This is a genomic window from Reyranella sp., assembly GCF_965228225.1.
Classification (GTDB): domain Bacteria; phylum Pseudomonadota; class Alphaproteobacteria; order Reyranellales; family Reyranellaceae; genus Reyranella.
In genome coordinates this window covers 4512402-4524727 of the sequence record NZ_OZ245801.1, presented here as the reverse complement: position 1 = coordinate 4524727, position 12326 = coordinate 4512402, and the positions used below count along the sequence as shown (strand labels likewise).

Below are 12326 nucleotides of genomic sequence, written 5' to 3'. Positions count from 1 at the left end.
CGTCGCCGCCCTTATAGAGGCGGTCCGTGGAGATTTGAGCCGACCGGCTTGCGACCACGTTAAACATCGCTAAAAGGTCGGAGGTGCTCGCAAAGCCCCCGTCCTTCCAGGTCGGGGGCTTTTCGTTTGCGTCGCCGGAAGGGCGCGCGGCGAGACAGGAGAGTGAGATGGACGGTTCGATTCCCGTGAAGAAGGCGCAAGCCGACGTTTCGAAGTGGCGCACCCAGACCCGCGCGGTGCGTGGCGGGCAGATCCGCAGCAACTTCGACGAGACGTCCGAAGCGCTGTTCCTGACCTCGGGTTATGCCTATTCGAGCGCCGAGGAGGCCGAGGCCACCTTCAAGGGCGAGGCCAGCCACTACCAGTATTCGCGCTTCGGCAACCCGACCGTCACCATGTTCGAGGACCGGCTGGCCGCGCTCGAGGGCGCCGAGGCCTGTCGCGCCACCTCGACCGGCATGTCGGCGGTGTTCTTCGCGCTGCTGGCGCTGCTCAAGTCGGGCGACCGCATCGTCGCGGCGCGCCAGCTCTTCGGCTCCTGCCATTACATCGTGGCCGACCTGCTGCCGAAATACGGCATCGAGAGCGAGCTGGTCGACGGCGGCGATCTCGCCCAGTGGGAAAAGGCTTTGGCCAAGCCGACACAGGCCGTGCTCTTCGAATCACCCTCGAACCCGATGCTCGACATCGTCGACGTGAAGGCGGTGTGTGACCTCGCGCACAAGGCCGGCGCCAAGGTCGTGCTCGACAACGCCTTCGCCACGCCGATCCTGCAGCGGCCGCTCGAGTTCGGCGCCGACGTCGTGGTCCACTCCGCGACCAAGTACATCGATGGCCAGGGCCGCACCCTGGGCGGCGCCGTGCTGGGCTCGAAGGAGTTCATCATCGACAAGCTGCAGCCGATCATCCGCAACACCGGTCCCTCGCTCAGCCCGTTCAATGCCTGGGTGCTGGTGAAGGGCCTTGAGACGCTCGGCCTGCGCGTCGAGCGCCATTGCGCCAACGCCCGCCGCGTCGCCGACGCGCTGGCCGCGCATCCGGCGATCGGCCGCGTGCTCTACCCCGGTCGTCCCGACCATCCGCAGCATGCGCTCGCCGCCAAGCAGATGTCCGACTTCGGCGGCGTGGTGACGTTCGACGTCAAGGCGGGCAAGCAGGCGGCGTTCGCCGCGCTCAATCGCCTGCAGATCGTCGATATCTCGAACAATCTCGGCGATGCCAAGAGCCTGATCACCCATCCGGCGACCACGACTCACATGCGCATCGGCGCCGAGGAGCGCGCCAAGCTCGGCATCACCGACGGCACGGTCCGCCTCTCGGTCGGCCTCGAGGATGTCGAGGACATCGTCGCCGACCTCGTGCAGGCGCTGGGCGCCTGACGCCGCAGTCGGGGCAGGGAATGTCGCTGTCGGCCGACCTGTGGGCGGCAAATTCCGACCTGGCGTCCCGCATCCTGTCGCACGGTTTCGTGCGCGGGCTGCGGGACGGCTCGCTGCCGATCGAATGCTTCAAGGGCTATGTCGCGCAGGACGCTTATTTCCTGGAGGCCTTCGCGCGGGCCTACGCCTTCTGCCTCGCCAACTCGCGCTCGCGCGAGGATCTGTACGGGTTCGCCGGCCTGATCGCCGGCGTCCTGCAGGAGCTCAAGCTCCATAAAGGTTATGCCGAACGCTGGCGGGTCGATCTCGACGGCGTCGCGCCCATCGAGGCCACGCGCGCCTATGTCGACTTTCTGCTCGAGACGGCGCGGCGCGGCAATCTCGGCGAGACGATCGCGGCGATGACGCCGTGCATGCGGCTCTACGCCTTCCTCGGCCGTTCGCTGGCGGCAAACAGCGTGGCCAAGCTCTATTCGGAATGGGTGAAGACCTATGCCGATCCGGGTTTCGAGGCGCTGGCCGCCCAGCTCGAAGCCCTGCTCGATCTGCATGCGCAAGACACCGAAGCCGTGCGCGCCCACTACCGCCGCGCCATGGAACTCGAACTCGGTTTCTTCGCCGCCCACGTCTAGATTTTTTCCATTTTACATTGACCCACCTACCTCATCCTGAGGAACCGCGCCTTGCGCGGCGTCTCGAAGGATGGGCAACAGGCAAGGTGCGCGTTCCCACCCTTCGAGACGCATCGCTGCGCGATGCTCCTCAGGGTGAGGTCGGTGTTGGAATGCTCGGCTCGATTCGATCTCGCCCACAAAAGCTCTAGCGGGCGTTGGCAAGGGCTCGGCAGGTCCCGCCGGGAAGCATCCGCGGTACCAGGATACCTGCTTCAGGGGTGCGACTCTCGCTTCGATTGTTTCGTTTATTTCGATTGTTTCGTTTATTTACCAAGACTCGGCTCTTCCGGCGCCCTGTCAGAGCGGCGCCAGTTTCTCCATCGAGCGATCGAGGGCGCCGTGCAGGTCGGCGGTCAGCTTCGTGCCCATCGCGGTCCGCACCTCCTGCTCGGCCTCGGCCCATAGCGGCAGCGCGCGCTTGAACAGGGCGCGGCCGGCCGGCGTCGCGACCAGATCGTGCCGGCGCTTGTCGCCCGCGGCCGCCCGTTCGATCACACCGGAGGCCAGCAGCGGACGCAGGTTGCGCGTCAGGGTGGTGCGATCCGTCGCCAGAAGCTCGGACAGTTCGGTGATGCTGAGCGGGCCGCGCGCGATCACGTAGCCCAGCAGCGAGAACTGCGAGATGCGCAGGCCGGTGGGCGCCAGGTGCCGGCTGTAGATCTGGGTCACCCGCCGCGCCGCGCTGCGCACGCGAAAGCAGGTGCACTCGGCGGGCGACAGGCGGACCGGAGGAGAAACGGCTGTCATGGGGCGAAGACTATCGCCGCTTCTTGCGCCGGCAAAGCCTCAATGTGTATATGCACATAAATCGCGACGGAGACGGGCATGGCTGCAGAGGCGGGTTATGGCGTGGTGCCGATCGAGCAGGCGCGCACCCTGGACGGGCTGGACCTGTTCAAGGGCCTGCTGGAGGGACGCTATCCGGCGCCGCCGATCTCCCGGACGCTGGGTTTCAACCTGCTGGAAGTCGAAGCCGGGCGCGTGCTGTTCGGCTACACGCCGGTCTTCGACCATTACAACCCGCTGGGCACGGTCCATGGCGGCATCGCCGCAACCCTGCTCGACTCGGTGATGGGCTGCTGCATCCACACGATGCTGAAGGCCGGCAGCGGCTACACGACCGTCGAGATCAAGGTGAACTACGTGCGTGCCATGACCGACAAGACCGGGCCGGTCCGCGCCGAGGGCAAGGTCATCAATGTCGGGTCGCGCATCGCCACCTCGGAGGGCCGTCTGACCGACGCCTCCGGCAAGCTGCTCGCCCACGGCACCACCACCTGCCTGATCTTTCCGATTTAGCCTAGTCTGGCGACATGCAGAATGCCGCCGCCGAACAAAGACTCCTGAAACTCTCGATCGCCGTCACCGTCGTGGTGTCGGCCTTCGGCGTTCTGTTCGGCCTGCTCTCGGGGTCGATGTCGATCCTGTTCGACGGGGTGTTTTCGGCGATCGATGCGGCGATGTCCGGCCTGGCGCTGTTCGTGTCGCGCCTCGTCACCCGCGTCGCCGAGAACCGCCGCTTCCAGTTCGGCTACTGGCACATCGAGCCGATGGTGCTGGCCTTCAATGGCGGCACGCTGATGCTGCTCTGCTTCTATGCCTTCCTGAATGCCATCGACAGCCTGCTGGCCGGCGGCCGGCATCTCGATTTCGACTGGGCCATGGCCTATGCCGTCCTGGTCTGTGTCGCATGCTTCGGCATGTTCTTCTATGAACGCCACCTCAATCGCCGGATCGGTTCCGATTTCGTGCGGCTCGATACGCAGAGCTGGCTGATGAGCGGCGCCATCACCTCGGCCCTGCTCTTGGCCTTCGCGATCGCGTCCTCGCTGAAGGGCACGGCTTACGAGGAGCTGGCGCCGTACGCCGACCCGGCAGTGCTGGCCCTCCTGACGTTGGGCCTCGTCTTCGTGCCGATCGCCACCGTGCGCAAGGCGCTGCAGGAAATCCTGCTGATCACGCCGCCCGACCTCGACGCGCGTGTCCGCCAGGTCATGGACGAGATGGTCGCGCGCCATGGCTTCAAGACCTACACCTCCTACGTCGCCAAGGTGGGACGCGCCCAGTTCATCGAGATCCACATCGCCGTCCCGCCGCAATCCCCGATTGACAGTGTGGGAAAGGCCGATGCGATTCGGCGCGAGATTGCCGAGGCGATCGGCGGTGAAGGACCGAATCGCTGGCTCACGATCGACTTCACCGCCGATCCAAGGTGGCTGTAGACGGGTTTGACCTTTCGGCCGGAAACTCCCATGTCAGAGGCCGGAAGGAATTCGCCCGCGCATGTACAAATCCACAACCCGTTCCGTTCAGGTGACGGTCGAGCCGCAATATCTGCCCGACCAGTCGGAGCCCGAGAAGTCACAATTCGTGTGGGCCTATACGGTGCGCATCGAGAACAGGGGCGATGTCGCGGTGCAGTTGCGCAGCCGGCACTGGAAGATCACCGACGGGCTCGGCCGCCTTCAGGAGGTCAAGGGGCCCGGTGTCGTCGGCAAGACGCCGTTGCTGCGCCCGGGCGAGGTCTTCGAGTACACTTCCGGGACGCCACTTTCCACGCCATCCGGCATCATGAGCGGCACGTATCAGATGGTGGACGAGGCGGGCGTGAAGTTCGACATCGAGATTCCGACCTTTTCGCTCGACACGCCGACGGCGCAGCGCAGCCTCAACTAGGCTGCCCGGATCAAGGGGAGTAAGACGATGAACAAGATGGCGAAGCCGCGCGAGGTCGTTTCGCTCGCCACTGGCCAGTCCCGGCCCTCGCGCGAGGAGGCCGAGGCGGCCGTCCGCACGCTGATCCGCTGGGCCGGCGACGATCCCGTGCGCGAGGGCCTGGCCGGCACACCGGACCGCGTGGTCCGCTCCTACGAGGAGTTCTTCGCGGGCTACGACCAGGATCCGCGCGACATGCTGCAGCGGACTTTCGAGGAGGTCGAGGGCTACGACGAGGTCGTGGCGCTGCGCGACATCCGGCTGGAATCGCATTGCGAGCATCACATGGTGCCGATCATCGGCAAGGTCCATGTCGGCTACCTGCCGGACAAGCGGGTGGTCGGCATCAGCAAGCTCGCCCGTGTGGTCGATGCCTATGCCCATCGCCTGCAGATCCAGGAGAAGCTGACGGCGCAGATCGCCAACACGCTGCAGGAGGTCCTCCAGCCGCGCGGTGTCGCCGTCGTCATCGAGGCGGCGCACCAGTGCATGACCACGCGCGGCGTCCACAAGTCGGACGTGACCATGGTGACCAGCCGAATGCTGGGGGCCTTCCGCGACAATGGCGAGACACGGCGCGAATTCCTGAGCATGATCGGCCGCTCGTCGATTTAGCGTCTGCCTCACCGTTCAGGGTGAGGTCGGAATAGAGTGAACAAGGGACATCATGGCCGGAGAGACCGTCAATTCCATCGAAATGCTGCGCAGGCTCGTGGCGTTCGATACAACCTCGCGCAATTCCAACCTCGCCTTGATCGAGTACGTTCAGGCCTATCTCAAGGGCCATGGCGTCGAGTCGAAGCTGGTGCCCAACGAGGACGGCTCGAAGGCCAATCTCTTCGCCACCGTCGGTCCCAACGTGCCGGGCGGCGTCGTCCTGTCGGGCCATACCGACGTCGTGCCGGTCGACGGCCAGCCCTGGGTCACCGACCCGTGGACGCTCACGCTGAAGGACGGCAAGTATTACGGCCGCGGCACCTGCGACATGAAGGCCTTCTACGCGATCGGCCTCGCCATGCTGCCGGAGTTCCTGAAGGCCCCCCTCAAGAAGCCCATCCATTTCGCGCTCTCCTACGACGAGGAGATCGGCTGCTTCGGCGCGCATTCGCTGGCGGCCCGCATGGCGACCGAGGTGCCGAAGCCCCGGGTCATCATCATCGGTGAGCCGACCATGATGACCGTGGTGCACGCCCACAAGGGCAGCCAGAGCTACGTCACCAAGTTCACCGGCTTCGAGGCGCATTCCTCGATGACCCATCTCGGCGTCAGCGCGATCCATTTCGCCGGCGAGTTCATCCACTACCTCAACACGGTGCAGGAGGAGCTCGAGGCCGCCGCGCCCAAGGACAGCGAGTTCATGCCGGCCGCCGCGACCTTCAACGTCGGCACCATCATCGGCGGCACCGCGGGCAACATCCTGGCACGCGAGTGCGAGGTCCTGTGGGGCTATCGCGAGCTGCCGACCCGGCCGATCGAGGAGCTGGGCGAGCGCGCCAAGAAGTGGCTGAAGGAAGAGCTGCTGCCCAAGATGAAGGCCAAGCATCCGGCGGCCGGCATCGACACCGAGCTGCGCGCCTCGACCCCCGCCTTCTCTCCGGAAGGCAATGACGACGCCAAGACCCTGGCGGGCAGCTGGTCCGGCTCCAACACGGTCGGCGCGGTCGTCTACGCCACCGAGGCCGGCATCTTCCGCAAGGTGCTGGGCGTGCCGACGGTGGTCTGCGGCCCCGGCGACATCGCCCAGGCGCACCAGCCCAACGAGTTCATCCTGGCCTCGCAGATCGACGCCGGCGAGGCCTTCATGAAGCGCATGCTGGAATGGTCCTGCCGGGACTAGGCTTGCAAGCCTGAGAGAGGGCCGATGGCGAAGGTTCCTGGTTCCTGGGAGAAGGCGGAAAGTCTTACCGGCCCGTGGGCAGGACCTTCGACGCAGCAGGCGCGGCGCATTGTTGACGATCCCGACAGGCTGACTCCGGACGAGCTTTCGATCGTGTCTTCGGAGCAATTCGATCGGGCCTTCGAAGAATACAGCCAGTTGGGCCCCCGAGCGTCTGTTCCCCTAGAGGAGCGCTGGCCGGAAGCAATTCCCGATGTCGATCCCTCGAAGTATCCGGCGCTAAAGGCGAAGTGCCACGAGATCACGTGGACGGTCGTCAGATGGGATGACGACGTGAAATGCGGGCGGCTTCTCGATGAGGACGATGTCGTGAAGCGGATGGTCGCGATCAGGTATCCCTATCTGAGGCCACGACATCAGATTTCCGTCAGAACCTACGCCTCGTTCGCCAACAGGTGAGTGGTTGAAGTGCCCCACCTGATCGCCGTCGACTGGGGCACGAGTTCGCTGCGCGGCGCCCGTTTCGACGAGTCGGGGCGCGTGCTGGAGGAGAAGAGTGCGCCGCTCGGGATTCTCAATGTCCCGAACGGCGATTTCGCCGGCGTCTTCGACTCGCTGTTCTCCGATTGGATGAAGCCGGCCGGCAGCGTGTGCCTGATCTCCGGCATGGCCGGCAGCCGGCAGGGCTGGGTCGAGGCGCCCTATGTCGCCTGTCCCGCCGGACCCGCAGACCTCAAGCGACACCTGCACTGGATCGAGCCGGGGCGGATCGCCCTGGTGCCCGGCCTCAGCGTCGAGCAGGGCGAGGTGCCCGACGTGATGCGCGGCGAGGAAGTGCAGATCTTCGGCGCCATGCGGCTGGCCGATCTGACGGACGGGCTGTTCGTGCTGCCGGGCACGCACAGCAAGTGGGCCACGGTGCGGGACGGGCAGGTCACCGGCTTCCGGACCTACATGACCGGCGAGGTCTATGGGCTGCTCGGCCAGCATTCCATCCTGGCCCGGACGCTCGACGCCGATGCGCCGCTCGACCAGGCGATGTTCCTGCGCGGCGTGACGCGGGCCGGCGAAGGCAACGGTCTGTTGCACGACGCCTTCGGTGTGCGGGCGCTCGCGCTGTTCGACCGGCTGTCCCCGGTCCAGTCGGCGAGCTACCTGTCCGGCCTGCTGATCGGCGAGGAGCTGCGCACGCAGGATCTGGCGGGCGACGGCGAGGTCATCGTCATCGGCGCGGCGGGCCTCACGGAACGCTATGCTCTCGCGCTGGGCCACAGCGGCGTCCGGGTGCGCCGCTTCGGTGCCGAGGCGACCTGGGCGGGCATGAGGGCTGTGCAGCCATGAAGGCAGTGGAGAGGTTCGAGGCTGCGATGCGCGCGCTGCCGCTCGTCGCCATCCTGCGCGGGGTGAAGCCCGCCGAGGCGCCGGCGATCGGCGACGTGCTGGTCGAAGCCGGCTTCCGGCTGATCGAAGTCCCGCTCAACTCGCCGCAGCCGCTCGACAGCATCGCGGCCCTGCGCAAGCGCTTCCCCGACGCCGTGATCGGCGCCGGTACGGTGCTGACGGCAGTCGCGGTGCGCGACGTCGCGTCGGCGGGCGGCGAACTGGTCGTCGCACCGAACTTCGATCCCGAGGTCGTGGTCGAGACGGTGCGGCTCGGCCTGGCGAGCCTGCCCGGAGTCATGACGCCCACGGAAGCCTTCGCGGCCCTGAAGGCGGGCGCGCACGGATTGAAGCTGTTTCCCGCCGAGCTGGCGTCGCCCGCCGTCGTGAGGGCGTTGCTGGCAGTGCTTCCGAAAGGCACGCCTTTGATCCCGGTCGGCGGCATCGGCGCGGACAACATGGCCGCGTGGCGCGCGGCTGGTGCGGCCGGCTTCGGTCTCGGCTCGTCGCTCTATAAACCGGGCGACGATGCGGCGGCGGTGAAGCTGAAGGCGGCCGCGATCCTAGCGGCTTGGCGCCCGTAGAGAACCGCAGGGAGGTTCGATCGGCGGGGCGGCTCAATTCTCGCGCGTCGCTGTCGGCGACGTGCTAGACACTCGCCGCATCCCATACGGGTGTTGGAGAAAATCATGGTTCGCACAATCGCAGGTTTGTCGCTGGGTCTGGCGCTTCTGGCGACCTCGGCCAACGCGGAAGTCTATTGCCGCGCTGAAGGCGTGCCGCATGGCTGCGTCTGGGCACCTCGCGGCGCCGGAGCGCCGGGCGTGGGCGTGGTCCCGGGCGTCGGCGCGGGCGCGCCGGGTGTGGGCGTTGCGCCGGGCGTTGGCGTCGGCGCTCCCGGCGTGGGTGTCACGCCAGGCGTTGGCGCGGGCGCTCCCGGCGTCGGCGTAGCCCCGGGCCGTGGAGTGGACGGCGACGTGAACAGGGGCGGTCCGGTCAATCGAGTGGGGCGTCACTGACGCTTCCGGCAGCGTAACTCGAGTTTCAAATCGCGAATCCTCATCAGGGGGCTTGCTTTTTTGAACATTCAAGATATATCTTGAGTATGTTCAAACATAGAAAGACGAATCCATGAGAGGTTTTCATCATCATTCGCAGGAGCCGTCCCATCGGCATCATTTCGGTCGGCGCGGCTTTGGCCGGCCCGGCCATGGTTGGGAAGGGCATGCCGGCGAGGGTCATGGCGGGCGGGGACGCCGGCGCGTCTTCGATTCGGGCGAGTTGCGGCTCGTGCTGCTGAAGCTGATCGCCGATGAGCCGCGCCACGGCTACGAGCTCATTCGCGCCATCGAGGAGCTGACCGGCGGTCGATACGTGCCGAGCCCGGGCATGATCTATCCGACGCTGACGATGCTCGACGAGATGGGCCACATCGCGGAGGTGAAGTCGGAAGGCGCGCGCAAGTCCTTCGCGGTCACGCCGGACGGCACCGCCCATCTCGATGAGCGCAAGGTGGAAGTCGCCGCGCTGTTCGCGCGACTGGCCGAGCTTGCCGGCCTCCAGGAGCGCACCGACTCCGCGCCGGTGCGCCGGGCCATGGGCAATCTGCGCGAGGCGTTGATCCTTCGCCTCGGCCGTGACGGCGTGCAGAAGCAGACGGTCCACGACGCTGTCGCCATCATCGACGAGGCCGCGCAGAGGATCGAACGCCTATGAGCGCCACCAGCAGCGCGCGCGTGCCGACGGTCAACGGCAGCCGCTACCTCCAGCAGCTCTGCAAGCACTGGAGCCACAATCTCGAAGTCGAATTCACGCCGGAGACGGGCAGGGTCGTGTTTCCGCGCAACGCCCGGGGCGCCGAGTGGCCGGGCGATGCCACCCTTCACCTCACGGCACAGGCGGACGCGCTCGAGTGTCGGCTGGAGGCCAGTGCCGAGGGGCAGCTCGAGGCCCTCAAAGGCGCCGTGGCCAGCCACCTCGATCGCTTCGCCTTCCGCGAAGCGCCTCTCACCTTCGACTGGCGCGATGCGTGACAAGCCGCGCGCTTGTTAACCCGGGGCCGGGCTTGCACAGTCCGCGCGAGTGCAGCCCGAGGACCCCATGTCGACCCTTCCCGAAGACGTCTTTACCGAGCCCGAGGATTTTTCAGCCGACACGCTGGCCAACCTGGGGCCGCTGGCCCGCCTGGCCGGCGACTGGGAGTCCGACAAGGGGATCGACATCGCGCCCAAGGCGCCGGGCCCGGAGCAGCGCGGCTTTCGCGAGCATATCCGGATGGAGCCGATCGATCCTCAGCCCAACGGGCCGCAGCTTCTCTACGGGCTGCGCTACCACATCCACATCAACACCGACGAAGAAGCCATCACCTTCCACGACCAGGTCGGCTACTGGTTGTGGGAACCGGCCACCGGCCTGATCATGCAATCGATCGCGATTCCGCGCGGCCAGGTCGTGCTGGCGGGCGGGACGGCGAAGCCGGGCGACAAGACGATTTCCGTGGAAGCCACGCGCGGCGACACGCGCTTCGGCATCTGCTCGACCACCTTCCTCGAGCAGGCGTTCCGCACCGACTATTACCGAATCGACATCACCTTCAACGATGACGGTTCCTGGTCCTACGTGACGCGCACGGACCTGGCGGTGCGCGGCAAGACACCGGCCTTCAACCACCGCGACACCAACACGTTGCGCCGGGTCGCGGCGCCGGCCCAGAATCCGATGGTCGACCGGCTGAAGAGCGGCAAGTTCGACTGAGCCGGCGCTATTTCAGCTTCAGCCCGACCACCCGCAGCAGCCCATCCGGCACCGGACGAAATCCTTCGAGCCGGACCGTATGGGTCGCCAGGTTCTGCGGGTGGTAGAGGTAGAAGATCCAGCCCTTGTCGAGGAAGCGCTCGGTGATCTTGCGGTAGACGGCCTTGCGCGCCTCGAACTCGGTGGCCGCGCGGGCTTCCTGGTGCCAGCCATCGAGTTCCTTGTCGCAGTACTTCGCCATGTTCTGTGGCGCGCCACAGGTCTGGAAGACCACTGAATTGCCATCGGGATCGCTGCGGCCGCTCCAGGTCAACGCATAGATCTGAAAATCGCCATCCTCGCCGGCCTTGAGCGCGGTCGCGACTTCGACGACGCGCAGCTTCAGGTCGAAGCCCGCTTCGGCCACCAGTGACTGCACGACTTCGGCGATGGCCCGTGACTCCGGCGCGTTGTTCACCATGTAGTCGAGGGTGAGTTTGCCGGTGATGCCGGCTTCCTTCATCAGCGCCTTGGCCTTGGCGATGTCGCGCTTGGGGATCGGGAAGTCCTTCTGATAGTACGGGCTCTGTGGGCTGACCCACTGGTTGCCCGGCACGAATTCGCCGTTGAACACGACCTGGTTGATGGCGTCGCGGTCGAGCGCCAGCTCGAAGGCGCGGCGCACCCTCGGGTCCTTGCCGAGCGGATTGTTCGACTTGGGCCCGTTTTCCTGGTTGATCATCAGCCCGAACCAGGCGAGCGACACCGAGTTGGCGAGCTTCAGCTTGGGATCGGCGCGCACCGTCGGGATGTCGGTCGCCAGGATGCGCTCGGTGAGGTCGATGCCGCCGGAGCGCAGGTTGGCCAGGCGCACGGTCGTATCGACGATGGGCAGGTAGGTGATCTTGTCGATGAACACCTGGTCCTTGTTCCAGTAGTCGGCGAACTTCTCGACGACGATGCGGTCCTGCTGGACTCGCTCGACGAACTTGTAAGGCCCGGCGCACACGGGCTTGAGGCCGAACTTGTCGCCCGCCGCCTCCGCGGCCTTGGGGGACACCATCATGCCGGCCCGATCGGTGAGCTGGGCTAGCAGCGGCGAGAAGGGCTGCTTCAGGTTCAGCTTGACGGTCAGCGGGTCGACCACGTCGACGCTCTCGACGATGCCGATCTCGGGCTTGCGGAACGAGCCCTTCATGTTGAGGTGACGTTCGAGACTGTACTTTGCCGCCGCCGCGTCGAACGGCTCGCCGTCATGGAATTTCACGCCGGGGCGAAGCTTTATGAGGACCGTCTTGCCGTCGGCCGAGGTCTCGTGGCCGAGAGCGAGCTGCGGCACCACCGTGAGCTTCTCGTCGATGTCGAACAGCTTGTCGCAGATCGAGGCGAAGACGATGCGTCCGGTGTAGGTGCGCGACAGGGTGGGATCGAGCACGTCCGGGTCGTCGCCCAGTCCGATCCTGAGATGCCCCTGCGCCGAGGCCGTACTGGCCGCCGCGCAGAGCGCCAATGTCATGAGAAAGCGATGAGCCGTCCGCCGCATGATGCCCTCCGTCCTGACCGTCAGACGACTCCAGCACGCGGCGTGCCATGCGGCCGAGCGAAGCT

At 66.2% G+C, this 12326-nt stretch carries 16 protein-coding genes and 1 riboswitch; of the genes, 14 read left to right on the top strand and 2 right to left on the bottom strand.

Annotated features, from left to right (window positions below; all coding sequences use genetic code 11):
• Positions 1–16: 16 nt before the first annotated feature.
• Positions 17–93: riboswitch (SAM riboswitch) on the top strand.
• A 74-nt stretch (positions 94–167) separates the two neighbouring features.
• Both ACO07K_RS22010 and ACO07K_RS22005 read left to right on the top strand, forming a co-directional pair.
• Positions 168–1379, top strand: coding sequence for an O-succinylhomoserine sulfhydrylase (locus tag ACO07K_RS22010; RefSeq protein ID WP_422031641.1), 1212 nt, complete (start codon positions 168–170; stop codon positions 1377–1379).
• Positions 1380–1399: 20 nt separating this feature from the next.
• Positions 1400–2011: a TenA family protein gene (locus ACO07K_RS22005; RefSeq protein ID WP_422031639.1), complete on the top strand. Its 612-nt coding sequence runs from the start codon at positions 1400–1402 to the stop codon at positions 2009–2011.
• A gap of 339 nt (positions 2012–2350) precedes the next feature.
• Here ACO07K_RS22005 and ACO07K_RS22000 read toward each other — a convergent pair whose 3' ends face one another.
• Positions 2351–2800 (bottom strand): MarR family winged helix-turn-helix transcriptional regulator, encoded by a 450-nt coding sequence (locus tag ACO07K_RS22000; protein WP_422031637.1) that lies wholly within the window; start codon positions 2798–2800, stop codon positions 2351–2353.
• A 78-nt stretch (positions 2801–2878) separates the two neighbouring features.
• Between ACO07K_RS22000 and ACO07K_RS21995 the strand changes: the two genes are divergently transcribed.
• From ACO07K_RS21995 to ACO07K_RS21940, 12 genes are all read left to right on the top strand, one after another.
• Positions 2879–3352, top strand: coding sequence for a PaaI family thioesterase (locus ACO07K_RS21995; protein ID WP_422031635.1), 474 nt, complete (start codon positions 2879–2881; stop codon positions 3350–3352).
• A 14-nt stretch (positions 3353–3366) separates the two neighbouring features.
• Positions 3367–4275: a cation diffusion facilitator family transporter gene (locus ACO07K_RS21990; protein WP_422031633.1), complete on the top strand. Its 909-nt coding sequence runs from the start codon at positions 3367–3369 to the stop codon at positions 4273–4275.
• A gap of 61 nt (positions 4276–4336) precedes the next feature.
• On the top strand, positions 4337–4729 hold the full coding sequence (gene apaG / locus ACO07K_RS21985; RefSeq protein WP_298310133.1) for a Co2+/Mg2+ efflux protein ApaG: 393 nt from the start codon (positions 4337–4339) through the stop codon (positions 4727–4729).
• A gap of 27 nt (positions 4730–4756) precedes the next feature.
• Positions 4757–5383, top strand: coding sequence for a GTP cyclohydrolase I FolE (gene folE / locus ACO07K_RS21980; protein ID WP_422031631.1), 627 nt, complete (start codon positions 4757–4759; stop codon positions 5381–5383).
• A gap of 52 nt (positions 5384–5435) precedes the next feature.
• Complete coding sequence (gene argE / locus ACO07K_RS21975) at positions 5436–6605, top strand: acetylornithine deacetylase (protein ID WP_422031629.1); 1170 nt, start codon at positions 5436–5438, stop codon at positions 6603–6605.
• A gap of 24 nt (positions 6606–6629) precedes the next feature.
• Positions 6630–7064: a hypothetical protein gene (locus ACO07K_RS21970; RefSeq protein ID WP_422031627.1), complete on the top strand. Its 435-nt coding sequence runs from the start codon at positions 6630–6632 to the stop codon at positions 7062–7064.
• Between the two features lie 9 nt (positions 7065–7073).
• Entirely contained in the window at positions 7074–7946 is an 873-nt protein-coding gene (locus ACO07K_RS21965; protein WP_422031625.1) for a 2-dehydro-3-deoxygalactonokinase, read from the top strand.
• Positions 7943–8569 (top strand): 2-dehydro-3-deoxy-6-phosphogalactonate aldolase, encoded by a 627-nt coding sequence (locus ACO07K_RS21960; protein WP_422031623.1) that lies wholly within the window; start codon positions 7943–7945, stop codon positions 8567–8569. Before ACO07K_RS21965 ends, ACO07K_RS21960 begins: the two co-directional genes overlap by 4 nt.
• A gap of 105 nt (positions 8570–8674) precedes the next feature.
• Positions 8675–9004, top strand: coding sequence for a hypothetical protein (locus tag ACO07K_RS21955; protein WP_422031621.1), 330 nt, complete (start codon positions 8675–8677; stop codon positions 9002–9004).
• 112 nt (positions 9005–9116) lie between these two features.
• Positions 9117–9701 carry a PadR family transcriptional regulator gene (locus ACO07K_RS21950; protein WP_422031619.1) on the top strand — a complete coding sequence of 195 codons (585 nt, stop codon included), beginning with the start codon at positions 9117–9119 and terminating at the stop codon, positions 9699–9701.
• Positions 9698–10018, top strand: a complete 321-nt coding sequence (locus tag ACO07K_RS21945; protein ID WP_422031617.1) for a DUF2218 domain-containing protein — start codon at positions 9698–9700, stop codon at positions 10016–10018. The genes ACO07K_RS21950 and ACO07K_RS21945 overlap by 4 nt, the downstream gene beginning before the upstream one ends.
• Positions 10019–10085: 67 nt before the next feature.
• A complete protein-coding gene (locus ACO07K_RS21940) occupies positions 10086–10739 on the top strand; it encodes an FABP family protein (RefSeq protein ID WP_422031615.1) in 654 nt (217 codons plus the stop codon).
• 7 nt (positions 10740–10746) lie between these two features.
• On the opposite strand, the gene ACO07K_RS21935 is transcribed toward ACO07K_RS21940, so the two are convergent.
• On the bottom strand, positions 10747–12261 hold the full coding sequence (locus tag ACO07K_RS21935) for an ABC transporter substrate-binding protein (protein ID WP_422031613.1): 1515 nt from the start codon (positions 12259–12261) through the stop codon (positions 10747–10749).
• Between the last annotated feature and the right edge of the window lie 65 nt (positions 12262–12326).